This window comes from Halalkalibacter suaedae, from assembly GCF_017939705.1.
Lineage (GTDB): Bacteria > Bacillota > Bacilli > Bacillales > Bacillaceae_D > Halalkalibacter > Halalkalibacter suaedae.
Window position 1 is genome coordinate 207,805 of sequence record NZ_JAGKSQ010000007.1, and the last position, 23,619, is coordinate 231,423.

Annotated in this window: 23 protein-coding genes; all 23 read left to right on the forward strand. The window is 42.2% G+C overall.

Annotated features, from left to right (window positions below):
• Positions 1 to 275 precede the first annotated feature (275 nt).
• The 23 genes from spoIIR (at position 276) to spoIID (ending at position 23,280) form a co-directional block, all read left to right on the forward strand.
• Positions 276 to 923: a stage II sporulation protein R gene (spoIIR, locus tag J7W16_RS16760; RefSeq protein WP_210598620.1), complete on the forward strand. Its 648-nt coding sequence runs from the start codon at positions 276 to 278 to the stop codon at positions 921 to 923.
• Positions 924 to 978: 55 nt separating this feature from the next.
• Complete coding sequence (locus J7W16_RS16765; RefSeq protein ID WP_210598621.1) at positions 979 to 1,425, forward strand: GNAT family N-acetyltransferase; 447 nt, start codon at positions 979 to 981, stop codon at positions 1,423 to 1,425.
• Between the two features lie 1,507 nt (positions 1,426 to 2,932).
• The gene (locus J7W16_RS16770) at positions 2,933 to 3,973 is read left to right on the forward strand and encodes an L-threonylcarbamoyladenylate synthase (protein ID WP_210598622.1); all 1,041 of its coding nucleotides are present in this window, start codon (positions 2,933 to 2,935) and stop codon (positions 3,971 to 3,973) included.
• A 198-nt stretch (positions 3,974 to 4,171) separates the two neighbouring features.
• Positions 4,172 to 4,684: a manganese efflux pump MntP gene (locus tag J7W16_RS16775; RefSeq protein ID WP_210598655.1), complete on the forward strand. Its 513-nt coding sequence runs from the start codon at positions 4,172 to 4,174 to the stop codon at positions 4,682 to 4,684.
• A gap of 101 nt (positions 4,685 to 4,785) precedes the next feature.
• Positions 4,786 to 5,223, forward strand: coding sequence for a low molecular weight protein arginine phosphatase (locus J7W16_RS16780; protein ID WP_210598623.1), 438 nt, complete (start codon positions 4,786 to 4,788; stop codon positions 5,221 to 5,223).
• Between the two features lie 156 nt (positions 5,224 to 5,379).
• Positions 5,380 to 5,934, forward strand: a complete 555-nt coding sequence (locus J7W16_RS16785) for a TIGR01440 family protein (protein ID WP_210598624.1) — start codon at positions 5,380 to 5,382, stop codon at positions 5,932 to 5,934.
• 116 nt (positions 5,935 to 6,050) lie between these two features.
• Positions 6,051 to 7,292 (forward strand): serine hydroxymethyltransferase, encoded by a 1,242-nt coding sequence (glyA, locus tag J7W16_RS16790; RefSeq protein WP_210598625.1) that lies wholly within the window; start codon positions 6,051 to 6,053, stop codon positions 7,290 to 7,292.
• 129 nt (positions 7,293 to 7,421) lie between these two features.
• Entirely contained in the window at positions 7,422 to 8,051 is a 630-nt protein-coding gene (upp, locus tag J7W16_RS16795) for a uracil phosphoribosyltransferase (RefSeq protein ID WP_210598626.1), read from the forward strand.
• Positions 8,052 to 8,182: 131 nt separating this feature from the next.
• Positions 8,183 to 10,450, forward strand: coding sequence for a S8 family serine peptidase (locus tag J7W16_RS16800; protein ID WP_210598627.1), 2,268 nt, complete (start codon positions 8,183 to 8,185; stop codon positions 10,448 to 10,450).
• A gap of 806 nt (positions 10,451 to 11,256) precedes the next feature.
• Complete coding sequence (locus J7W16_RS16805) at positions 11,257 to 11,484, forward strand: AtpZ/AtpI family protein (RefSeq protein WP_210598628.1); 228 nt, start codon at positions 11,257 to 11,259, stop codon at positions 11,482 to 11,484.
• Positions 11,481 to 11,870 (forward strand): ATP synthase subunit I, encoded by a 390-nt coding sequence (locus J7W16_RS16810; protein WP_210598629.1) that lies wholly within the window; start codon positions 11,481 to 11,483, stop codon positions 11,868 to 11,870. The genes J7W16_RS16805 and J7W16_RS16810 overlap by 4 nt, the downstream gene beginning before the upstream one ends.
• Before the next feature lie 7 nt (positions 11,871 to 11,877).
• On the forward strand, positions 11,878 to 12,591 hold the full coding sequence (gene atpB / locus J7W16_RS16815) for a F0F1 ATP synthase subunit A (protein WP_210598630.1): 714 nt from the start codon (positions 11,878 to 11,880) through the stop codon (positions 12,589 to 12,591).
• A gap of 74 nt (positions 12,592 to 12,665) precedes the next feature.
• Positions 12,666 to 12,884: a F0F1 ATP synthase subunit C gene (atpE, locus tag J7W16_RS16820; protein ID WP_210598631.1), complete on the forward strand. Its 219-nt coding sequence runs from the start codon at positions 12,666 to 12,668 to the stop codon at positions 12,882 to 12,884.
• Between the two features lie 153 nt (positions 12,885 to 13,037).
• The gene (atpF, locus tag J7W16_RS16825) at positions 13,038 to 13,523 is read left to right on the forward strand and encodes a F0F1 ATP synthase subunit B (protein WP_419095850.1); all 486 of its coding nucleotides are present in this window, start codon (positions 13,038 to 13,040) and stop codon (positions 13,521 to 13,523) included.
• Positions 13,520 to 14,068, forward strand: a complete 549-nt coding sequence (locus J7W16_RS16830; RefSeq protein WP_210598632.1) for a F0F1 ATP synthase subunit delta — start codon at positions 13,520 to 13,522, stop codon at positions 14,066 to 14,068. Before atpF ends, J7W16_RS16830 begins: the two co-directional genes overlap by 4 nt.
• A 21-nt stretch (positions 14,069 to 14,089) precedes the next feature.
• Entirely contained in the window at positions 14,090 to 15,598 is a 1,509-nt protein-coding gene (gene atpA, locus J7W16_RS16835; RefSeq protein ID WP_210598633.1) for a F0F1 ATP synthase subunit alpha, read from the forward strand.
• A 35-nt stretch (positions 15,599 to 15,633) separates the two neighbouring features.
• Positions 15,634 to 16,494 (forward strand): ATP synthase F1 subunit gamma, encoded by an 861-nt coding sequence (atpG, locus tag J7W16_RS16840; protein ID WP_210598634.1) that lies wholly within the window; start codon positions 15,634 to 15,636, stop codon positions 16,492 to 16,494.
• Positions 16,495 to 16,583: 89 nt separating this feature from the next.
• The gene (gene atpD, locus J7W16_RS16845; protein ID WP_210598635.1) at positions 16,584 to 17,996 is read left to right on the forward strand and encodes a F0F1 ATP synthase subunit beta; all 1,413 of its coding nucleotides are present in this window, start codon (positions 16,584 to 16,586) and stop codon (positions 17,994 to 17,996) included.
• 52 nt (positions 17,997 to 18,048) lie between these two features.
• A complete protein-coding gene (locus J7W16_RS16850; RefSeq protein ID WP_210598636.1) occupies positions 18,049 to 18,447 on the forward strand; it encodes a F0F1 ATP synthase subunit epsilon in 399 nt (132 codons plus the stop codon).
• A gap of 947 nt (positions 18,448 to 19,394) precedes the next feature.
• Complete coding sequence (locus J7W16_RS16855) at positions 19,395 to 19,631, forward strand: DUF1146 family protein (RefSeq protein ID WP_210598637.1); 237 nt, start codon at positions 19,395 to 19,397, stop codon at positions 19,629 to 19,631.
• A 97-nt stretch (positions 19,632 to 19,728) separates the two neighbouring features.
• A complete protein-coding gene (locus J7W16_RS16860) occupies positions 19,729 to 20,505 on the forward strand; it encodes a YwmB family TATA-box binding protein (protein ID WP_210598638.1) in 777 nt (258 codons plus the stop codon).
• 43 nt (positions 20,506 to 20,548) lie between these two features.
• The gene (gene murA / locus J7W16_RS16865; protein WP_210598639.1) at positions 20,549 to 21,874 is read left to right on the forward strand and encodes a UDP-N-acetylglucosamine 1-carboxyvinyltransferase; all 1,326 of its coding nucleotides are present in this window, start codon (positions 20,549 to 20,551) and stop codon (positions 21,872 to 21,874) included.
• A 389-nt stretch (positions 21,875 to 22,263) separates the two neighbouring features.
• Positions 22,264 to 23,280: a stage II sporulation protein D gene (gene spoIID, locus J7W16_RS16870; protein ID WP_210598640.1), complete on the forward strand. Its 1,017-nt coding sequence runs from the start codon at positions 22,264 to 22,266 to the stop codon at positions 23,278 to 23,280.
• The last annotated feature ends 339 nt before the right edge of the window (positions 23,281 to 23,619 follow it).

The window sequence follows — 23,619 nt, forward strand, 5'->3', positions numbered from 1 at the left end:
TACGTAGACTCCTGCGAGATGATAAAGCCAAAGGTGAGACCCCGCAGTGCCGAGGCACGAGGAGGCTCACCGGCTTCCCGCGGAAAGCGAAGTATATTTCAGGAGCGGTTTCCGTCCTCGAGCTATCATTTTTCGGAATTTATATAAGTTATATCCCTTTATGTCCAAGTCTTTTTTTATGTGCGAAAGATAATATTGTAAATTTTTTTAGTTTACTAGGTTTAAATTCACAGCACCCTGTCCACAATGTTTGTATGAAGGGGCGGTGCGAATCTATGAAACCAAATGTAGTTATTTATCTATTATTCTCTTTGTTCGTATTAATATTAAACTGGGAATCGCAAAATGCGGTTGCTGTTGCCACATACCATCAAGAAGTCAGTGAAGAAGAAGCCATTCGTTTACGTATTCTAGCAAATAGTGATTCTGTGCAAGATCAAGCATTAAAGCGTGATATTCGTGATGCGGTGAATGTGGCCATTACAGAGTGGGTCGTTGGTATTGACGATTTAGAAGATGCTAAGAAAACAATTGAAAATAATCTTCCGGCTATAGAGGAAATTGTACAAGAAGAGTTAGATCGTATGGGGATGAACCAAAGCTATGAAGTCAGCTTCTCAGAGGTTCAATTTCCGACGAAGCTTTATGGAAACCTTGTCTATCCAGCTGGGTTATATGATGCAGTCTTAATCACCCTTGGTGAAGGAAATGGTGAAAACTGGTGGTGTGTACTGTTCCCGCCGTTATGCTTCCTAGATATGTCTAACGGTGAAGCGGTTGAATCAGAACAAGCAGCAACTCAGGTTCAAGCAGAAACAGAAGAAGTTGAAGAAGTAGAAGAAGAGGATGTTGAAGTATCATTCTTTGTCGCAGAATTTTTCACGAAGATCTTTGATCGTATCTTTTCTTCAGAAAAGGCATAATTGGTACAAGCTCCACATACATATCATGTAAGATGGTTGGAAAGGGTGGAGTGATATGAGTATCGTTGTTAGAAAAGCAGAACAGAAGGATCTACTTCCCATTCAAAGATTGGTAGCGAAAGCCGGCTTGCGTGATGAAGGGATTGAACAATATATAAATGAGTTTCTAGTCGTTGAAGATGATTCAGAGAATTTAATTGGGACAGTTGGAATCGAACAGTATGATGGCGATGGCCTACTACGTTCACTTGTCCTTGATTCACCAATTTGGGATGCAAAGCTCAGCCTTGAATTTCTGCAGCTTACGTTAAAATATGCGGAGGAAAAGGATATCGAGACTGTCTATCTATGTGCGAAAGGAACAAATGCCTTGTTCCACCAGCTTGGCTTCCGAGAAGTCGATCTAGATGACGTCCCATCAGCTATTCAAAGCTCGCCTCATTTTAAGAAAAATGCGAAGCAAGATGTAAAAGTATGGGCTTGTGGATTAGGTGAAGAGTAGAGAAAAGGAGGTTGATTCTCCTTTTAGCTTGTCGATCATGTCTCTGTATGGAGATAGTCGACAAGCTTTTTTGTATTTGTGGGTATTGGGGAGTTATGATCGTACTTGCAGTGTTTATGAGCGGAATCGATATACTTATGAGCCAAATCCCCACTATTATGAGCGGGCACTATTTGGCTGGCATTTGATTCAATAAAAGCACTTCAAAAAGACCAATTAAATTCAAAAAGCCAGCCGATGTATGAGCTTTTTCGAAGGAGAATGGCTTTTTAGCTTAAAATGAGCTAAGAATCTGCTAGTTGAAGAGATTTATGAGCCGAGTTGAGTAAGTTATGATCGTACTTGCTGTGTTTATGAGCGGAATCGATATACTTATGAGCCGGATCCGCACAATTATGAGCGGGCACCATTTGGCTGGCATTTGCTTCAATAAAAGCAATTCAAAAAGACCAATTTAATTCAAAAGCCAGCCAATGTGTGAGCTTTTTCGAAGGAGAATGGCTTTTTAGTTTAAAATGAGCTGAGAATCTGCTAGTTGAAGAGATTTATGAGCCGAGTTGAGTAAGTTATGATCGTACTTGCTGTGTTTATGAGCGGAATCGATATACTTATGAGCCGGATCCGCACAATTATGAGCGGGCACCATTTGGCTGGCATTTGATTCAATATAAGAACTTCAAAAAGACCAATTTAATTCAAAAAGCCAGCCGATGTATGAGCTTTTTCGAAGGAGAATGGTTTTTTAGCTTAAAATGAGCTGACAATCTGTTAGTTGAAGAGATTTATGAGCCGAGTTGAGTAAGTTATGATCGTACTTGCAGTGTTTATGAGCGGAATCGATATACTTATGAGCCGGATCCGCACAATTATGAGCGGGCACCATTTGGCTGGCATTTAATTCAATAAAAGCACTTCCAAAAGATCAATTTAATTGAAAAAGTCAGCCGATGTATGAGCTTTCTCAAAGTGAAGTGGTTTTTTAGCTTAAAATGAGCTGACAATCTGCTGGTTGAAGAGATTTATGAGCCGAGTTGAGTAAGTTATGATCGTACTTGCAGTGTTTATGAGCGGAATCGATATACTTATGAGCTGGATCCGCACACTTATGAGCGGGCACCATTTGGCTGGCATATAATTCAATAAAAGCACTTCAAAAAGACCAATTTAATTCAAAAAGCCAGCCAGTGTGCAAGACTTCTCAAAGAAGAGTGACTTATCCACTTAACAAGCTACTCAAACAATAAAACGCTTCCAATTAAATAATTCCACACACATAGGTTTTGCTTGTGTATAACTGGATAAATGGGATGAGTTATCTACAGGTTGTCCACGGGTGTGGACAACTTCGCTTGGGATATGTGGTTAGAATTATGTCGAATTGATTATTTGGATTAAATAGAACAGGTTCGTTTTCGGCATATTTGTTAGGGTTTGTGTCGATTTTCGGGTTTGAGATTGACAACTTTAGACAAGGCTTGCAAAATGGAGAAGTTAGGAGCGATGAAACATGAGTTATAAACAAACAAAAATTTGGACTGTGGATAACTCTTCTTTACTGGAGGATAAAGCTCCGGAAATTGAAGAGGCAGCCTTGTGGATAAAAAATGGAGAGGTTGTTGCCTTTCCGACAGAGACTGTTTATGGGCTCGGCGCTAATGCATTGGACGAAAAAGCGATTCAAAGCATCTTCACAGCAAAAGGGCGGCCGAGTGATAACCCGCTTATTGTACATATTGCAAAGGAAAGTCAGCTCGATGATTTAGTTGAAGAGATTCCTGCTACAGCCCAGTCGCTTATGGAAGTGTTTTGGCCTGGTCCGTTATCGATTATTTTTAAACGAAAGGAAGGGATTGCACCGAGTGTGACAGCGGGATTATCAACAGTGGCTATTCGAATGCCTGATCATCCGGTTGCACTTCGTTTATTAGAGGAGGCGGGTGTGCCTGTTGCCGCACCGAGTGCTAATCTTTCAGGGAAGCCGAGTCCGACTACTGCAGCTCATGTCTTTCATGATCTGAACCGGAAGATTGCAGGAATTGTTGACGGGGGACCGACTGGGGTGGGTCTTGAGTCAACGGTCATTGACTGCAGTGAAGGGACTCCAATTCTGTATCGCCCAGGTGGCATTACAAAGGAACAGATTGAGGAAATTATCGGACCGATTGACGTTGATCCAGCTCTTGCGTCGGCAGGAGAAGCACCGAAATCACCTGGAATGAAATACACTCACTATTCTCCAGCAGGAATTTTATATCTCGTAGACAACCGTGAGAATATTTCAAACTATGTTCATGAGGCGAAAAAGGCAGGTAGTAGAGTTGGTGTGTTAACAACAGAGGAAAACGCGGATGCGTATGATGCCGATGTCGTTATTGCCTGCGGGAAACGCAATGACCTGGCAACCGTAGCGATGTCTCTATATAAAAGCTTAAGAAGCTTTGATGAGGAAAAGGTTGAGGTTATTTTTGCTGAGACGTTTGCCAAAGAAGGCCTTGGAATTGCCATTATGAACCGATTGGAAAAAGCAGCTGAATCTAAACGGTTATAATCGCTTTCTCTCTCTGATCCCTCCTGCACTAGCGGACTTTAAATCCAATAAATACATAGGAGCCACAGAAAAAGTCGTACCTTTTTCTGTGGCTTCTTTCAGATAGGCTGTCTTTTTCCTTTAGGACGTGCATAGACATGGGGTGATAGCACGTTCAAGGAGTGATGACAGGTGGGAGAGTTAGTGACGCTATTTATTATGGCATGTGCGTTAGGAATGGATGCATTTTCGGTTTCGTTAGGGATGGGTATGCTTGGTTTGAGGTTGAGACAGATCTTCCGAATTGGTGTTGTGATAGGAATGTTTCATATTATCATGCCACTACTTGGGATCATAGCTGGTAGACTGTTGTCTTCTTATTTTGGAATGATTGCGAATCTGATAGGTGGGGGCTTGTTGTTACTTATCGGCCTTCAAATGATAGTGAGTGCCTTTAAATCTGAGGACGAACCGGCGATTAAGCCAGTTGGATTCGGGTTGATTATTTTTGCATTAAGTGTAAGTGTTGATAGCTTTTCAGCTGGACTTAGCTTAGGTATGCTTGGAGCTAAGACGATTGTGGCTGTGGGGCTGATTGGATTTATGAGCATGCTGCTGTCGTGGCTTGGTTTAATCATGGGGGCGAAATTTCAAAATCTTGTCGGTTCATATGGGGAAGTGTTGGGTGGCTTTATTTTACTAGGATTTGGAGTCAAGCTTATTCTCCCTTAGTTCTAGTTGAAGTTCCGCCTAATATGTTTTTGCGAATGGTTATGTTAAAATTAATCACATCTAAAATAAGAAAGACGTTGACTAAGGAGGCTCATAAGCTGATGAGAAAGGTCCTATTTGTATGTACTGGAAACACTTGCCGAAGTCCAATGGCGGAGGCCTTGCTTCGTAAAAAAGCGGGAGAGCGGGTTGAGGTGAAGTCTGCCGGATTGCAGGCGTCCTTTTCATCACCGCTATCTGAAGGGACGAGAGCGATCTTGGAGGAAAAGGGGATTTTTCCGACCCATCAATCTCAGCCTTTAACTGAGGAGTTGTTAAAATGGGCCGATTTGATCTTAACGATGACCGAGGGCCATAAACAATCCATTTTAGTCTTTTTCCCGGAAGTGCAACCGCGTCTGTTTACGTTAAAGGAATTTGCGGATGAAGCGACACTGACAAAGGATATTGCTGATCCATTTGGAGGCTCCTTAGAGGAATACCGATTAACGTCGGTTGAGATCGAGAATAGCTTAGACAAAATAATCGAGAAATTATAAAAGAGTTGCCTATAGGTGTAATCGTAAAGCGAAAAAATACCGGTCAATAATCAAATGACAGGAGGACTCTTCTCTTGTCTGATCAAGCAAAGAAATTGAAAGTGACGATTGAACGCTTTACAATATAGAGAAAAATCGATGTAGGAGGTCTCGTCAGTGGATGTGCTTGCAATTAAGAAACAGGTCGAACAGGCATTACATGATTTACATGAAGCGTTTCCGTTAACCGAGGATGTTCTCCTCGTTGTTGGGACAAGCACAAGTGAAGTGATTGGTGAACATATCGGGACAAATGGCTCTGAGGAAGCGGCAGAAGCTATTTTTTCTGCATTGAAAGAGCAGCAGGATCGTAGTGGGGTTCAGCTTGCCTTTCAGTGCTGTGAGCACCTAAACAGGGCTCTTGTGCTAGAACGGTCGACAGCAAAGGAACGCCGATATGATTTAGTTAGTGCGATCCCGATTCGAACAGCCGGTGGGGCGATGGCGACATATGCCTATCGACACCTGAGCGACCCTGTGTTAGTTGAGAGCGTTGAAGCAGAGGCTGGTATTGATATTGGCGATACGCTCATTGGAATGCATCTTCGAAGAGTAGCGGTCCCGATCCGGAGCAAAACGAAGTCAGTTGGACAAGCCCATCTTACGCTTGCGAAAACAAGACTTAAGTTAATTGGTGGGGAACGGGCCGTTTATCACATAGAACATGAATAAAATGATCTAATTTTGTAAAATTGTACGGAAATGAGTTTTCTTTTATGATAGAATGAAAATTGAATTAGAGTATTTTGTTCAGATTCCGAAAGATAAAGATTGGAAGGGGAATGGAGATGAATTCATTAAAAACGCAAGACCCGAAAGTATTTGAGGCTATCCAACTAGAGTTAGGACGTCAGAGAGATAAAATTGAACTCATTGCTTCGGAAAACTTTGTAAGCCCAGCTGTTATGGAAGCTCAAGGGTCTGTTTTAACAAACAAGTACGCAGAAGGTTATCCTGGTCGTCGTTATTACGGAGGTTGTGAGTATGTTGATATCGTAGAGGATATCGCTCGTGACCGTGCAAAAGAAATTTTTGGAGCTGAGTATGTCAATGTTCAACCGCACTCTGGTGCACAAGCTAACATGGCCGTTTACTTCACGATTTTAGAGCAAGGCGATACAGTACTTGGTATGAACTTATCCCATGGTGGACATTTAACTCACGGAAGCCCAGTAAACTTCAGTGGAGTCCAATACAACTTTGTTGAGTACGGAGTCGATAAGGAAACACAATTACTTGATTATGATGTTGTACGTAAGCTTGCTCATGAGCATAAGCCTAAATTAATTGTTGCTGGTGCTAGTGCGTATCCAAGAGCAATTGATTTCGCTAAGTTCCGTGAGATCGCGGATGAGGTTGGTGCCTATCTAATGGTTGATATGGCTCATATTGCAGGACTTGTTGCTGCAGGCCTTCACCAAAATCCGGTTGAGCACGCTCATTTTGTTACAACAACTACACATAAAACACTACGTGGACCACGTGGTGGGATGATTCTTTGTCACGAGGAATTCGGTAAGAAGATTGATAAGTCAATTTTCCCTGGAATCCAAGGTGGCCCGTTAATGCATGTTATTTCTGCGAAGGCAGTTGCATTTGGCGAAGTACTTACACCGGAATTTAAGGAATATGGACAAGCGATTATTAACAACTCTAAGCGTCTTGGCGAAAAGCTAAAGAGCGAAGGAATTGACCTTGTGTCTGGTGGTTCTGATAATCACTTGCTACTTCTTGACCTGCGTTCACTAGAGCTTACAGGAAAAGTAGCGGAGCATGCCCTTGATGAAGTAGGAATTACAACGAATAAAAACACAATTCCGTTTGATCCGCAAAGCCCATTTGTGACAAGTGGTATCCGTATCGGTACAGCTGCTGTGACATCACGTGGCTTCGACGAGGAAGCGATGGATGAGATCGGTGCTCTTATTGCATTGACTTTGAAAAATGTTGATAACAAAGAGAAATTAGCGGAAGTAAGCGAAAGAGTTACGGCTCTAACAGCGAAATTCCCAATGTATACACATCTTTAAGATGAAAAAGTCGAGCGAGTGCTCGGCTTTTTTTCGTGAAATTGGAGCTATAGGTTGAATCAGGCTTGTTTTTTTTGTAGAATTTCAAAGAGTAATGTAGAAGTCCGAAAATCGAAGGAGCAAAAAAGCATGAGTAAAGTGTTTGTATTTGATCACCCATTAATTCAGCACAAATTAACGTATATCCGTGATAAGGCAACAGGGACGAAGGAATTCCGTGAGTTAGTTGACGAAGTGGCTGGTCTGATGGCATTTGAAATTACACGTGATCTTCCAACACAGGATGTCACAGTAGAGACGCCAGTAGGGACAGCGAAGTCAAAGACAATTGCAGGGAAAAAGCTTGGGTTAGTGCCAATTCTTCGTGCAGGTCTCGGAATGGTAGACGGTATTCTTAGAATGATTCCAGCTGCAAAAGTAGGCCATGTTGGTCTTTACCGTGATCCTGAAACATTGAAGCCAGTAGAGTACTACGTGAAACTTCCAACTGATGTTAACGAACGTGAATTAATTGTGATTGACCCAATGCTTGCAACAGGCGGTTCGGCAATTGATGCGATCACAAGCATTAAAAAGCGCGGGGCTACAACGATTAAATTAATGTGTCTAGTCGCGGCTCCTGAGGGTGTTCAAGCTGTTCAAGAAGCTCATCCAGATGTTGATATTTATCTTGCAGCACTAGACGAGAAATTAAATGAAAAAGGCTATATTGTTCCTGGTCTAGGCGATGCCGGTGATCGTCTGTTTGGAACAAAATAAGTGGGTAGAGTGCGGATCATGTCCGTGCTCTTTTTTTTATTTTCAAAATCGTATCCAATGAGAATCAATACATTTTTTTGGAACAATTGCTCCATACTATTTGCATATGAGAATTGGTGGAGGAGATGGATATGAATAAATTATGTGCATGCTTACTTATATTTGTGATGATGAGTAGTGTCAGTTTGAACGCCGCTCAAGCTGCCATGTATCCAGACATTCCGCAACCTAAACAGGAAGAGAACCTTGATAAGAGGATTGTTGTCATCGTTACAACTAAAGGGGAAATGGAAGATGTAGCGATGGAAGTGAGTAGCTTGATCCCAACAAGTGAAATTAGAAAAAGATTCAAAACATTGTTGAATGGTTTTTCACTTGAGCTTAAAGAGGGAGATCTTGATCTGTTACAGGGAATTGAAGAAATTGAACGTGTCGATAGAGTGGTTGAATATACAGCAAATTTAGATGGAAGTGTCCCGTTCATTGGTGCAGATCATAGCAGGGATATGCGTGATGCCGACGGGGAACGGTTAACAGGAAAAGGAGTCAAAGTCGCGGTTATTGATACAGGGATTGATTATAATCATCCAGACCTGAAACGAAATTATAAGGGTGGATACGACCTTGTTGATTATGATAATGACCCAATGGAGACAATTGCGTCTCAAGGTCTACCGACATTGCACGGTACGCATGTGTCGGGAATCATCGCAGCGAATGGACAGGTTAAGGGCGTTGCTCCTGAGGCAGAGCTGTATGCCTATCGTGCTCTAGGTCCAGGCGGATCTGGTACGACAGAGCAGGTGATCGAAGCGATTGAGAAGGCAGTAGAGGATGAAGTCGACGTCATTAATCTCTCGCTAGGTAATACGGTGAATGGTCCAGACTGGCCGACAAGTATCGCTTTAGATAAGGCTGTAGAAGCGGGTGTTGTCGCAGTCACGTCAAATGGGAATAGTGGACCGAAAATGTGGACGGTAGGTTCACCTGGTACGTCAACAAGGGCGATTTCAGTCGGTGCCTCTGCTCCGCCAATCAATACACCTTATGTGACATTTATCGGAGAGGATAAGGAGCTGACCTTGTTTCAAATGGCAGGAGCCTTACCTTGGAACCTTAAGCGTGATTTTGAAGTGGTTGATGGTGGTTATGGGCTTGAAGAGGATTGGAAGGAGCTTGATGCAAGAGGGAAAATCGTTCTTCTAGAGCGTGGGATGATTCCATTTTCTGAAAAAGTATCATATGCCCAAAGTGCTGAGGCAGAAGCAGTTATTATTTACAATAACTTGCCTGGTGCATTTGTTGGGGCGATTGAGCAGGGGGCGAAAATACCTGTCGTGAGTGTGACAAAGGAAGACGGGGAATGGCTCCAGCAGCAAATGGAAAAGTCAAAGAAAGAAGGCTTCATCCGCACGATTTACCGTCATGAAGAGGATTTCATCGCACCATTTAGCTCAAGAGGTCCTGTTACTCAGACATGGGAAGTGAAGCCAGACATTGTCGCACCCGGTGTATCAATTGATAGCACCGTACCAAATGATAGCTATCTTGGCTTGAACGGAACAAGTATGTCAGCCCCGCATGTTGCAGGAGCAGCTGCCCTTGTAAAGCAAGCACACCCAGACTGGACACCAGATCAAGTGAAGGCAGCCTTAATGAATACAGCAAAAAAGCTTGTCGATGAAGATGGCGAAAAGTATCTCCCTTACGAACAAGGGGCTGGAAGGCTTCAGGTCGACAAAGCACTTGCTGTCAAAACATTAGCATATCCAGCAACACTGACCTTTGGGAAATGGTCAAAAACCGATCCAAGAGAGCGCAGACGGGTGTCATTCACATTAGAAAATCACGATGATGTAACAAGGACATACCATGTCAAACCACCGTTTGAACTGCCTGATGGTTTGCAATGGAAGATCCCATTTGCAATCGAGCTTAAACCAGGTGAGTCAGAGGAAGTAGAAATTGAACTTGATTTATTCCCTGCTGTACTTGAAGAAGGGATTCATCATGGTGATATCATAATTGAAGGTGGTCCCGAGCCGATCCAAATTCCGTATGTGTTTTTTATCGAGGAGCCGAGCTATCCAAGAGTGATGGCATTTAATTTTGGTGTCGGTGATCGAGAAAATGAGTATCGCTACGAATTGTATTTGCCAGGTGGAGCAGAAGAAATGGGAATTGCTCTATATGATCCTGATACATTCGAGTTCATACAATTTATCGATGTTAAGTACAATGTTGGACGTGGCATGGTCGGAGGAGATTGGTTTAGACCTGATTTACCAGATGGACCGTATAAGGCGTTAGTCTATGCGGTTAAGGACGGGAAAGAGGATACGCTAGAAGCGACAATCATTTTAGGTGCAACGTTACCGCCACGTAAGCAAGAGAATTAAGTGAATAGAGAAGAGATTGGGACAAAAGTGGAAAAATTGAAACAATGGTAGATGGCGGATGTAAGCCGCTCCTGAAATATACTTCGCTTTCCGCGGGAAGCCGGTGAGCCTCCTCGTCTACGCCTGCGGGGTCTCACCCTTGGCTTTGTGTCCCGCAGGAGTCTACGTATATTTCATCCGCTACGTAATTGCTTTGTTCGGTATTTCAGTTAGACACTTTAGCTATGTCTCATTCTCGCAATTCATAAAGAAACCGCCTTTAAGATCATGGGCGGTTTCTTTATTTTCGTACACTTTCCATTACTGGAGGTATTCAAAAGTAACCGGAGAAAGTCATTAGAGGTTTTATAATATTAAGAAGTTAGTCATCCTCCCCGCTCTTACTAAGCGGACGGGATGGGTGGGCCGACTCCTGCAGGAAATAAGGGCAAAATGGAAATCCACTGGCGAAGCCAGTTAGTTCCATGCCCTCCTGCGGAAAGCGTGCCCCCCATCCCGGTAGCGAAGCCGAAGCGTCCCCGCTTGGCTATTCCTCCTCTCACTAATACCCTTTACTATACAAAAACATAAATAATAAACCACATGTATAATTTCCATTCATTAAGTGAAAAAATGAATCCGAGGACATGGAAGCACCCTAAAATTCAAGGGTCGTTTTTGACAGATATGTGAACAGTTATACAAGCTGTGGGAAACTGTGGGAAAACGGCATTGACACAAGGTTTTCCCTATTGTACGATTACAAAGGATATGATGATAAGGTTTACATATTCTTGTAGCTCAACAAAAGTTGAGGAGGAAAATGGATGTCTAATGGCAAACGAAGTCCTTGGCGTGCTATGGCTTTAGTATCGACGATTTCATCTTATGTCGTTGGTGGCACTGTCGGAGGGGTCTTTCTTGGCCTTTGGTTAGGAGATCAGTTCGGGTTTAAGCCCTTTTTCCTTGTCTTTTTTCTTTTGTTGGGACTTGGTATGGGGTTTTACGGTGTGTATAAGACGGTTCAACCTTTTTTAGGAGACGGTAAAGAGTGACAAATATTGGGCAGAAAATGAAAGTTTATGTCGTAATCGTTGCAGGTCTTATGATATTATTTATGATAGGATATCTGACAAGCCCGCTCCAACCTCAATTCCTCGGTTTAATCGTTGGTCTTTCCCTAAGTTTCTTCAATCAATGGACAACTTATAGCAAAACGCTTATTGCAACAAATACAACTGGTGAGAAACGTTATTCTATCTTTTCTTATGCACTGGCTGGATTTGGATTTGCAATAAGAATTAGTATTGTCCTCTTTGGGGTTTGGCTAGCACTTGTATTCCCAGAACGGTTGGATCTTATCTCAGTCATTATAGGGTTAGCACTTATGTATTTCATTATCATGGCTGATATGTTACTTGAATTTGGTAGAAAGAGGTGAGAATTTAATGGATCATATTTCTCCTATGAGAGATTACTTCGGGCTGACATTTAATATGTCAACAGTGCTTATGACAACTGTTACCTGTCTAATCGTGTTCTTCATTTGCTTCTTTGGAACAAGAAAACTAGCAATGAGACCGAGTGGTTTACAGAATTTCCTTGAATGGGTCATTGATTTCATTCGTGGAATCATCAAAGCAAACATGAGTTGGAAGGTTGGTAAGCAGTTTACCGGACTTGCCTTTACGCTTTTGTTCTTCGTATTTGTTGCGAATATGCTAGGGATTCCTTTTGAGATTGTCAATTATAAGACGCATGAAGTATGGTGGAAATCACCAACTGCCGACCCTGCTTTAACAATAGGAATGGCAGCGCTTGTAATCATAATGACACATTATTATGGAATTAGAGAGAGAGGGGTAGGCGAGTATTTCAAGGACTATGTTCGTCCAGTACCGTTTCTACTACCATTCAAAATTATTGAGGAATTCGCTAACACATTAACACTTGGAATGCGACTCTTCGGTAATATCTATGCAAAAGAAATCCTCATGGTGCTTCTTGTTGGACTAGGTACATCAGGGGCAATCGGGCTTTTTGGAGCCTTTCTACCGACAATGGTATGGCAAGCTTTCGGTTTGTTTATCGGGGCACTTCAAGCATACATATTCGCTATGCTTGCGATGGTTTACATGGCACATAAAGTTGAACATCATTAAAATGTTGTAACAACGTCCTTATTGGACATTTTTCATAAAAAATAATACAAACAATTCTTAGGAGGAAACAAATTATGGAACTCGCATTATTAGGAGCAGCTATTGGAGCAGGTCTTGCAGCAATTGGGGGAGCAATCGCAGTAGCGTTAATCGTTAAAGCAACAATCGAAGGTACAACTCGTCAACCAGAACTACGTGGTCCACTACAAACTCTTATGTTCATTGGTGTCCCTCTTGCGGAAGCCGTGCCAATCATGGCAATCGTTGTAGCTTTCATCTTGATCTTCGTATAATAGCATCATTTATATCTCGTGATGGGAACGCACAAGAAATGGCGACTGTGTTCAGTTAGAACCTTCGCCATTCCTTGTGTATAACTAGAAATGTAAGAAAGTTTCAAATAAATAATTGAGTGATTTTCACATCCAAGAAAGGAGTGAATCGAAGTGGTAATACCTTGGGGATCAGTTTTTTACCAACTAGCAGCCTTCATCGTACTTCTCATTTTCCTAAATAAGTTTGCTCTTAGACCGTTAATGGGTGTTATGGAGAAGCGTGAGCAGATCGTCAATGATAATCTTGATTCAGCTGAAAGAACTCGTAAAGAGGCTGAAGCTCTTATTGCAAACCAGTCTAAAGAGCTTGAAAAGGCAAAGGCTGAGGCGCATGAGATTATTCAACAAGCGAAAAAGCTTAGCGAACAACAAGGTCAAGATATTCTAGCACAAGCACGTGAAAATGCTGAGCGTCTTAAAGATTCAGCCTTGGCTGAAATTCAACGTGAAAAAGAACAAGCTGTTGCGACTCTTCGCGAACAAACAGCTACCCTTTCTGTATTAATCGCATCAAAGGTTATTGAAAAGGAATTGGATGAAAAAGAACAAAGCAAATTGGTTGAAGAGTATCTTAAAGAAGTAGGCGAAAAGCTATGAGTAATTTAACAGTAGCGAATCGTTATGCAGACGCTCTATTTCAAGTGGCGAAAGAGCAAAAGACACTTGAACAGGTCAACGATGAACTTCAATTACTTAAGACAGTTATCGAATCTACTCCTGAATTTATCCAATTCTTAGTCCATCCAAAAATCACGCTTGAAAAGAAACGAGTCTTTATTCAAGAAAGCTTTGGCGGAGCACTAAGCGAAGCTAGCCTTCATACGATCTACCTCTTAATAGAACGTAAAAGAACGGATATTCTCGTTCCATTAATTAATAAATTCAAAGAGCTTTCATATGAAGCTCAAGACAAGGCAGAAGCAATTGTCTATTCTGTGAAGCCTTTAGAAGCAAGTGAACAAGCACATATTGTGAAGCTATTTGCTAAGAAAGCAGGCAAAAAGCATCTTGAAGTGAAAAATGTCGTTGATCCAGAGCTAGTCGGAGGCATCAAGATCCGAATTGGAGATCGCATTTATGACGGTAGTGTTAAGGCGCAGCTTGACCGCATGCAGCGTCAACTTATTGCCGGAACACGCTAATCGAAGATAGGGGTGAAAGAAATGAGCATCAAACCAGAGGAAATTAGCTCTCTCATTAAACAGCAGATTGAAAATTTTCAGTCTGATGTTCAAGTACAAGATGTAGGTACAGTTATCCGTGTTGGTGACGGTATCGCACTTGCTCATGGTCTTGAAAACGTCATGGCTGGTGAACTTCTTGAATTCTCAAACGGGGTTATGGGGATGGCTCAGAACCTTGAGGAGAATAACATCGGGATTATTATCCTTGGCCCATTTTCAGACATCCGTGAAGGCGACGAGGTAAAGCGTACTGGTCGTATCATGGAAGTACCTGTAGGGGAAGAATTACTTGGTCGTGTCGTCAATCCACTTGGACAACCAATTGATGGTCTAGGTCCGATTGCAACATCAAAAACACGTCCAATCGAATATAAAGCACCTGGAGTAATGGATCGTAAGTCAGTACATGAGCCACTTCAAACAGGGATTAAATCAATCGATACAATGGTACCAATTGGCCGTGGTCAACGTGAGTTAATCATCGGTGACCGTCAAACAGGTAAAACAGCGATCGCAATTGATACGATTTTGAATCAAAAAGACCAAGACATGATTTGTATCTATGTCGCGATTGGTCAAAAGGAATCAACGGTTGCAGGTGTTGTTGAAACACTTCGTAAGCGTGGTGCTCTTGACTACACAATCGTTGTATCTGCTGGTGCATCTGATCCAGCTCCAATGCTATTCCTAGCACCATATACAGGAGTATCAATGGGTGAGGAATTCATGTATAACGGAAAGCATGTTCTAGTGATCTATGATGACTTAACGAAGCAAGCTTCTGCTTACCGTGAGCTTTCTCTATTACTTCGTCGTCCTCCAGGTCGTGAGGCATTCCCAGGGGATGTATTCTACTTACATTCTCGTTTACTTGAGCGTGCTGCGAAGTTAAGTGATGCAAAGGGTGGCGGTTCAATCACTGCACTTCCTTTCATTGAGACACAAGCAGGTGACGTATCAGCATATATTCCAACAAACGTAATCTCGATCACAGATGGTCAGATCTTCTTGCAATCAGATCTATTCTATTCTGGTGTTCGTCCTGCGGTTAACGCTGGTCTTTCTGTATCACGTGTTGGGGGTTCAGCACAAATCAAAGCAATGAAGAAGGTTTCTGGTACATTACGTCTAGATTTAGCGGCGTATCGTGAGCTTGAAGCATTTGCTCAATTTGGATCTGACCTTGACCGTGCAACACAAGCGAAGCTAAACCGTGGTCAACGTACAGTTGAAGTATTAAAGCAAGGCTTGCATCAACCATTACCTGTTGAAAAACAAGTAACAATTATTTACGCATTAACAAAAGGATTCTTAGATGATATCCCAGTTCAAGACGTTCTTCGTTTTGAGTCAGAAATGTTCACATATTTTGACCACAACAAGAAAGAGCTTCTTGAAGGCATTCGTACTACTGGAAACCTTCCAGAAGACAGCGAATTCAAGGCTGCCATCGAAGAGTTCAAAAAAGGGTTTACTGTTAGCAAATAATAATGCTTGAGTTTTCAAAAAGGTGGTGAACGAACATGGCTTCAATGCGAGATATAAAAGGGCGAATTACGTCAACGAAAAAGACGAAGCAGATTACAAAAGCAATGCAAATGGTTTCAGCAGCTAAGCTGAACCGTGCACAAAATAATGCTCAGTCGTTTCTACCATATACAGAAAAGATTCGTGAGGTTGTAGGAAGTATTGCCTCTTCTGAAACAGAAGTTTCTCATCCGATGCTCGAGGAGCGTCCGGTCAAGAAAACAGGTTATATCGTTATTACATCTGATCGTGGTCTAGCTGGTGGATATAATGCTAGTTTGACGCGTGCCCTTCTCAATAAAATTAAAGAACGTCATAAATCACCTGATGAGTACGGCATTGTTGTAATGGGTCGTATCGGACGAGACTTATTCAAGAAGCGTAATCTACCTGTTATTCAAGAAATTATTGGACTTTCTGATCAACCTGAGTTTAACGAGATCAAGAATCTTGCTAAGACAACGGTTGATATGTTCACGGACGGCTTGTTTGATGAACTATACATTTGGTATAACCATTTTGTCAGTCCAATTACTCAAGAAGTAACAGAGACGAAGCTTTTACCGTTAACCAACTTAACGGAGGGTACGAAAGCAAGTACTAGCTATGAATATGAACCGTCAGAGCAAGCCATTCTCGAACGTTTATTGCCACAATACGCAGAGAGTCTCATTTTCGGTGCCTTGCTAGATGCAAAGGCTAGTGAATTTGGAGCTCGTATGACGGCAATGAGTGCGGCAACAGATAATGCTACAGCTCTCATCGATGATTTAACGTTAGTCTATAACAGAGCTCGTCAAGCGGCGATCACACAAGAAATTACGGAGATTGTCGGCGGGGCAGCTGCTCTAGAATAAATAGGTAAGAGAAGCCCATTAGGAGCTTCTCTCTACAAGAACATAGTAGATCCTAAAAATGTGGCTCTAAGCCATTAGGAGGGAATAAAATGAATATAGGTCGCATTACTCAAGTAATGGGTCCGGTTGTCGACGTTAAGTTCGATAATGGCCAATTACCTGAAATCTATAATGCCTTACGTGTTGAACAAAAAGGCGAAGCAATCAATGCGGTTGATGTTAACGTAACGCTTGAAGTAGCAATTCATTTAGGTGACAATACGGTTCGTACGGTTGCAATGGATTCTACAGACGGTCTTGTACGTGGCACAGCTGTAGTAGATACAGGTTCAGCAATTTCTGTACCTGTTGGTGAAGTAACACTTGGACGAGTATTCAACGTTCTTGGGGAAACAATTGATTTAGATGAGCCTATTCCTGCAAGTGTAAAACGCAGTCCAATTCACCGTGAAGCTCCTAAGTTTGAAGAGCTTTCTACAACAACAGAAATTCTTGAAACAGGAATTAAGGTTGTTGACCTTCTTGCACCATACATTAAGGGTGGTAAGATTGGTCTATTTGGAGGAGCGGGTGTAGGTAAAACCGTTCTAATCCAAGAATTAATTAACAATATCGCTCAAGAGCACGGTGGTATCTCGGTATTCGCTGGTGTTGGTGAGCGTACACGTGAAGGTAATGACCTTTACCACGAAATGACAGATTCAGGCGTTATCAAGAAAACAGCGATGGTGTTCGGTCAAATGAACGAGCCACCTGGTGCACGTATGCGTGTTGCTCTTTCTGGATTAACAATGGCTGAGCATTTCCGTGATCAAGATGGTCAAGACGTTCTTCTGTTCATTGACAACATCTTCCGCTTCACGCAAGCTGGTTCAGAGGTTTCTGCCCTTCTTGGACGTATGCCATCTGCCGTTGGTTACCAACCAACACTTGCGACGGAAATGGGTCAATTACAAGAGCGTATTACATCAACTAAAATCGGTTCAGTAACGTCGATCCAAGCGATCTATGTACCTGCCGATGACTATACAGATCCAGCTCCTGCAACGACGTTTGCTCACTTAGATGCAACGACGAACCTTGAGCGTAAGCTTTCTGAGATGGGTATCTACCCTGCGGTGGATCCACTTGCTTCAACATCACGTGCCCTTTCTCCTGAGATCGTTGGAGAAGAACACTATAATGTTGCTCGTCAAGTTCAAACAACGCTTCAAAAGTATAAAGAGCTTCAAGATATTATTGCGATCTTAGGTATGGATGAGCTTTCTGAAGAAGATAAGCTTGTCGTTCACCGTGCTCGTCGTGTCCAATTCTTCTTGTCTCAAAACTTCCACGTAGCTGAACAGTTCACTGGACAACCTGGTTCATATGTACCAGTTAAAGAGACATTAAAAGGATTCAAGGAAATTCTTTCTGGGAAGTACGATGATCTTCCTGAAGATGCATTCCGTCTTGTTGGTCAAATTGAAGAAGTTATTGAAAAAGCAAAGCAAATGGCGTAACACGAAAGAGGGATTCACTCCCTCTTTTCAATGCTAGTAAGGAGGGTTTCACATGCAAATAAATGTCAATGTTGTAACTCCTGATGGCAAAGTGTATGACGGAGATGTCGACATGGTTAGTGTCGTTACCACTGAAGGTGAACTTGGAATCTTACCTCGACATATTTCGTTGGTTGCTCCGTTAACAATCGGTGCAGTGCGCTTGAAAAAAGGCACCACTGTAGAAAAAGTAGCTGTGAGTGGCGGGTTTGTAGAAGTCCGTCCAGATCAGGTGACGATTTTAGCAGAGGCAGCTGAGTTGCCTTCAGGGATTGATGTGGATCGTGCACGACAAGCAAAAGAACGTGCCGAGAAACGTGTATCCGAAAATAAAGCCGATGAAATTGATCACAAACGAGCAGAGCTGGCACTACGCCGAGCAATCAATCGTTTAAACGTTTCAGGCAAATAAGGAAAAAGACACCCTTTGTGGGTGTTTTTTTTTTGCTATGGCTATAACGTGGTCGCGAAAAAGTACTGAATCGACCCAAACCCAGACAAAAGGTTATAGTATGGACACCGCTCCTGAAATATACTACGCTTTCCGCGGGAAGCCGGTGAGCCTCCTCGTGCTTCGCACTGCGGGGTCTCACCCTTGGCTTTTGGGTCCCGCAGGAGTCTACGTATATTTCATCCGCTAGTTTTGTCTTATCTTCTTTTTTGAATCATTATTACGAATTATCAAATCACGTAGTTTTGCTTGCGAGTGGTTAGAATGTAGATATTTCTGCATTGCAATAGGTTAGTTTAAACCATAAAAACAAACATCATGTCTTTGAATTTTTTAGAAATTACTGTCTTAGCTGTCTAGTACTTATGACTATAAATGAAAAGAAATCGGACTCCTGCTATTCCTTTTACAAAGCGGACGGGATGGGTGGGCCGACTCCTGCAGGAAATAAGGGCAATATGGAAATCCACCGGCGAAGCCGGTTAGTTCCATGCCCTCCTGCGGAAAGCGTGCCCCCCATCCCGGTAGCGGAGTCGAAGCTTCTCACCATCGCAACTCTCCTCATTTCTCAGTTTCCTTCTATATGAACCTTATTAAAATTATGTAAAGTGTTTTTATATGTTATCTAAATATGCCTGTGGCCTTGGTTTGGAACATGTTGGAGTGTATAAGCTATGGATCCGACATCTAAAATTCAAAAAATTAGGCTGTATTTCTTCCAGTATCATGTTAGAGTTGTAAATGGTGAGAATTTATAGCATGGAAGTTATTTGAAAATAGCTTTTAATACCTATAGATTTTTCACAAGTAATCCGTTAATATGAAATAGTCTGCTTTGTTATTTGACAACTTGCGACAAAATATGTATTAGGTTAAAAAAAGAGATCGATGATAAAGGGGTCATGATAATGCTTGAAGGATTTGGGCAACAAGCGATGTTAGCGATTGTCGTCAATGTCTTTTTTCTTGCGGTTACATGGTGGGCATTACAATCTTTTCGATTTGATCTATTTGTAAAGGAACCAAATGGGACGAGGGCGAAAGTTCTCACTATAATCGTTACGATTGCCATTGCTCAGTTGGTTAGTTCATTCTTTCTTGACTACCTAAACTCTTCTCAAATGCTCCGTTATATTTGGGAGTAGAGGTTTTTGTCGAGAGATGACTACAACTTCCATGTATGCAGACTCTTCTCCTGGTAAAAATGATAATAATCATGTTTTCTTGGGGAGGAGAACGAAAATGGCTATATGGCGATTGGTTGTAATTGGTTTTGTTTTATCGGTGGTTGGGTATGTACATGTAAATGCACAAGGTGCCGCTCCTGACGCTCTAAGTTATCAGCAGCCTCTAACTGAGTTTCTTCAATTAGCTGAAGAAGAAGGGTTTGACATGAACGATTGGCAAGTTCGATTAAGAGATCAGCAGGATGTAACTGTTGACTCAGAGCAACAATTTATTGAACTTGTTAACAAATGGTCAACCAAACTTGGTGATTGGACAGAGGTTGATGCATCAACGAAAGGAACGGAATGGGTAGCCCATTTTACATATCAACATTCTGACCTTCATGTTACAGAGTCAATACAGCTTTTTGCTTATTCTCTACCTCAATCCAAGGAACGTACAATATTGGTGACGTACAAGGTACTTGGTAGTGAACAACTTCAAGATGAGAACGAGCTGAATGAACTAGTGGTTGACCGTATTAATGAACTTGGCTTAGAACATGCAGAAGCCTATGTTCAAATACAAGCATCACATGAAAACAAGAATGCAAATGAAACTGATATAGAAATACAAGGATTTGACTTAATTTCAAAATTGGGCGCGAAGAAAGTTGAAGCGCTAAGTGAAGATCGATTTGTCTCCTTTTCTGCCTACAAATCCGAATGGGAACCGTACATCGAAACGAACGGAAGTAAGATGAATGTCCAAGTTGCCTTAAGGACAAATGAAGGATTGGGCTCAAGGACAACGGTGACAATAGGAACGCCTATTATTACGAGTGAATATTGATGTAGAGAAGAGACTATAATTTAGAGACGCGGAGGGGAATACGTTGGAAAAAATTATTGTCCGGGGTGGCAACCAGCTACGCGGCACTGTGAAGGTTGAAGGGGCTAAGAATGCCGTTTTACCTGTAATTGCTGCATCTATCTTAGCAGGCCGCGGCACAAGCCACATATATGATGTGCCAGAACTGGCAGATGTATACACGATGAAAGAAGTTTTACGCAACTTAAATATTGACGTTGAGTATCAAGAGGGTGTCTTCAAAGTAAATGCTGAGGATACACTTAAGACAGAGGCGCCTTTTGAATATGTGCGTAAAATGAGAGCCTCATTTCTAGTAATGGGTCCATTACTTGCACGAGTAGGAAAGGCAAGAATTGCTCTTCCTGGTGGTTGTGCTATTGGTTCAAGACCAATTGATCAGCACTTAAAAGGCTTTGAAGCTATGGGTGCGACTGTTGAAATTGGAAATGGTTTTATCGAAGCTCGAATTGACGGGCGACTTCAAGGTGCGAAAATTTATCTTGATTTCCCAAGTGTTGGGGCAACAGAAAACATTATGATGGCAGCATCAATGGCAGAAGGTATGACGATCATTGAGAATGCTGCTGAAGAGCCAGAGATTGTTTGTTTGGCTAATTACTTGAATGCAATGGGTGCCAAGGTACGTGGAGCAGGAACAGGCGAGATTCGCATTGAAGGTGTAAATGAATTACTTGGTAGCAAGCACACGGTTATTCCTGATCGTATTGAAGCAGGAACGTTCATGGTAGCCGCAGCGATTACAAAAGGAAACCTATTAATTGAAGGAGCCCTTTCTGAGCACCTTAGACCTCTTATCGCAAAAATGGGAGAAATGGGCGTTGAGATTATCGAAGAGGCTAATGGTCTTCGTGTTATCGGTCCAGAGACATTAAAGCCCGTCGATCTTAAGACAATGCCACACCCAGGCTTCCCAACAGATATGCAGGCACAAATGATGGCTCTTTTACTGCGTGCTAACGGAACAGGTGTCATTACTGAGACTGTATTCGAAAATCGCTTTATGCATGTAGAAGAGTTTCGTCGTATGAACTCTAACATTAAGATTGAAGGACGTTCAGCGATCATTACCGGTCCAAGTGAACTTCAAGGTGCTGAAGTGTCAGCAACAGATCTTCGAGCAGGTGCTGCTCTCATTCTAGCCGGTCTTGTCGCAGATGGTGTCACACGTGTGACAGAGCTGAAGCATATTGACCGTGGTTACGTGAACTTAGCAGGTAAGCTTCAAGCAGTCGGTGCCGATATCGAACGCGTTGAAGAAGAGGTTGAAGAAGAAATCGAAAACCTTGATGCACCAGCACCACTACATCTAAATGAGAACTTAGTTTAAAAAAAGATCGGTTTGTGATCTTTTTGAAGATCGGTTTGTGATCTTTTTGAAAAGCGCCTTTGAGAGATGGATTCTCAAAGGCGTTTTTTTGATGTTTTGGGGTTGGCATACTTTATACGGACATGAGATCCGTTATTTTCGTCTAAAGCGCCTAACTTCAAACTCTAAAGGACATATGATCCGTTATTTTACATAAAACCTCCAAAAATGACAGTTCTATCTCAAAATAACGAACTAAATGTCCGCTCCACACTTAATTTCTTGTTTTTACGGGTAGTTAACGGAACCAATGTCCGTAAAAAACCTTGGGTATTTATCCATTTTCTGATTCTATTTCCCGACTAGTCCTCATATACTTCCTTAGACAAACGATTAATGGAGGACTAAACATGAAGCGACTCATAATTATAGCAACCATTCTCTGCACCGTCGTCCTACTTATCCCAACAATGCTTGTTCTATTTGTTTCTCCCTCTGACAATACAGTAGCAACAGAATCAGCAGGCCAAGAGTTATTAGCTGCAGACATCCCTGACTATGATCCGAGTCAGGATATGCCAGTTGCTGTATTTAGAAGTCAAAAAGAGGTGATTGAAACAGTCCCACTTGAGAAGTATGTGATGGGGGTTGTAGCCTCAGAAATGAATGCCAGCTTTGAAGTCGAAGCTCTAAAGGCTCAGGCACTAACGGCAAGAACGTATTTAGTGAAGTTAATTTTATCACCGCCCACTGAGGTACCAGAAGGGGCAGTGACGATTGATACGGTCGACCATCAAGTATATAAAAGTGAAGAAGAGCTTAGGAAACAATGGGGTAATGATTATGAAATGAATATGAAGCGGATCGAGCAAGCCGTTTTATCAACACAAGGCCAGGTGCTAACATACGAAGATGAACCAATCGATGCACTTTTCTTCTCAACGAGCAACGGCTATACAGAGAACTCGGAGGATTATTGGGCCAACGAGATCCCATATTTACGTAGCGTCGAAAGCCCGTGGGATCAGCAATCTCCACGATTTACAGCACGTACATCAATACCTGTCAATGAGTTTCAGGAGAAGCTAGGAGTCAGCCTTCCTGAGGATGGCACGGTCGGAACAATAAATGAACGCACGAAAGGAAACCGCGTCGCAAAAGCAACGATTAATGGCAAAGTGCTTACCGGAAAAGATATTCGTGACAAGCTGAATCTTGACTCAAGTGACTTCCAGTGGCAACGCCAAGGAAATGAAATTGTCATTCAAACAAGAGGCTGGGGACACGGAGTTGGCATGAGCCAATACGGAGCAGACGGCATGGCAAAAGAAGGCGGCACATACAAGGACATTGTGAACCACTATTACCAAGGAGTAAAAATTCAACCACTAGACCCATACATCGGTGAAATGACCGCAAAAAAATAAAAAAACAGGCCAATGGAAAGGTATAAATCTTACCTTTTCATTGGCTTTTATTATGTTAAAAAAATTGTCAGTTTTTATTATAATAATGACCAATAAAAAACCCGACAAAAATAGTTGGCAGACGTAAACCGCTCCTGAAATATACTTCGCTTTCCGCGGGAAGCCGGTGAGCCTCCTCGTCTACGCCTGCGGGGTCTCACCCTTGGCTTTAGATCCCGCAGGAGCATTCCTGTCGTATTAGTTTTGCCCCTCTTGAAAAGAAAAGGATCCTCCGATATGATGCGGATGTCGTCAAAACAAACACACATAAAGGAGGATCCCACATGAAGAATAATCGAA

Coding starts and splice junctions, on each gene's coding strand:
- J7W16_RS16850 (WP_210598636.1), top strand. CDS start 18,049: ATGCAAATAAATGTCAATGTTGTAACTCCTGATGGCAAAGTGTATGAC.
- atpD (WP_210598635.1), top strand. CDS start 16,584: ATGAATATAGGTCGCATTACTCAAGTAATGGGTCCGGTTGTCGACGTT.
- J7W16_RS16770 (WP_210598622.1), top strand. CDS start 2,933: ATGAGTTATAAACAAACAAAAATTTGGACTGTGGATAACTCTTCTTTA.
- J7W16_RS16775 (WP_210598655.1), top strand. CDS start 4,172: ATGGCATGTGCGTTAGGAATGGATGCATTTTCGGTTTCGTTAGGGATG.
- atpE (WP_210598631.1), top strand. CDS start 12,666: ATGGAACTCGCATTATTAGGAGCAGCTATTGGAGCAGGTCTTGCAGCA.
- atpA (WP_210598633.1), top strand. CDS start 14,090: ATGAGCATCAAACCAGAGGAAATTAGCTCTCTCATTAAACAGCAGATT.
- atpG (WP_210598634.1), top strand. CDS start 15,634: ATGGCTTCAATGCGAGATATAAAAGGGCGAATTACGTCAACGAAAAAG.
- J7W16_RS16855 (WP_210598637.1), top strand. CDS start 19,395: ATGCTTGAAGGATTTGGGCAACAAGCGATGTTAGCGATTGTCGTCAAT.
- upp (WP_210598626.1), top strand. CDS start 7,422: ATGAGTAAAGTGTTTGTATTTGATCACCCATTAATTCAGCACAAATTA.
- J7W16_RS16830 (WP_210598632.1), top strand. CDS start 13,520: ATGAGTAATTTAACAGTAGCGAATCGTTATGCAGACGCTCTATTTCAA.
- J7W16_RS16860 (WP_210598638.1), top strand. CDS start 19,729: ATGGCTATATGGCGATTGGTTGTAATTGGTTTTGTTTTATCGGTGGTT.
- atpB (WP_210598630.1), top strand. CDS start 11,878: ATGGATCATATTTCTCCTATGAGAGATTACTTCGGGCTGACATTTAAT.
- J7W16_RS16780 (WP_210598623.1), top strand. CDS start 4,786: ATGAGAAAGGTCCTATTTGTATGTACTGGAAACACTTGCCGAAGTCCA.
- J7W16_RS16765 (WP_210598621.1), top strand. CDS start 979: ATGAGTATCGTTGTTAGAAAAGCAGAACAGAAGGATCTACTTCCCATT.
- spoIID (WP_210598640.1), top strand. CDS start 22,264: ATGAAGCGACTCATAATTATAGCAACCATTCTCTGCACCGTCGTCCTA.
- spoIIR (WP_210598620.1), top strand. CDS start 276: ATGAAACCAAATGTAGTTATTTATCTATTATTCTCTTTGTTCGTATTA.
- glyA (WP_210598625.1), top strand. CDS start 6,051: ATGAATTCATTAAAAACGCAAGACCCGAAAGTATTTGAGGCTATCCAA.
- J7W16_RS16800 (WP_210598627.1), top strand. CDS start 8,183: ATGAATAAATTATGTGCATGCTTACTTATATTTGTGATGATGAGTAGT.
- J7W16_RS16805 (WP_210598628.1), top strand. CDS start 11,257: ATGTCTAATGGCAAACGAAGTCCTTGGCGTGCTATGGCTTTAGTATCG.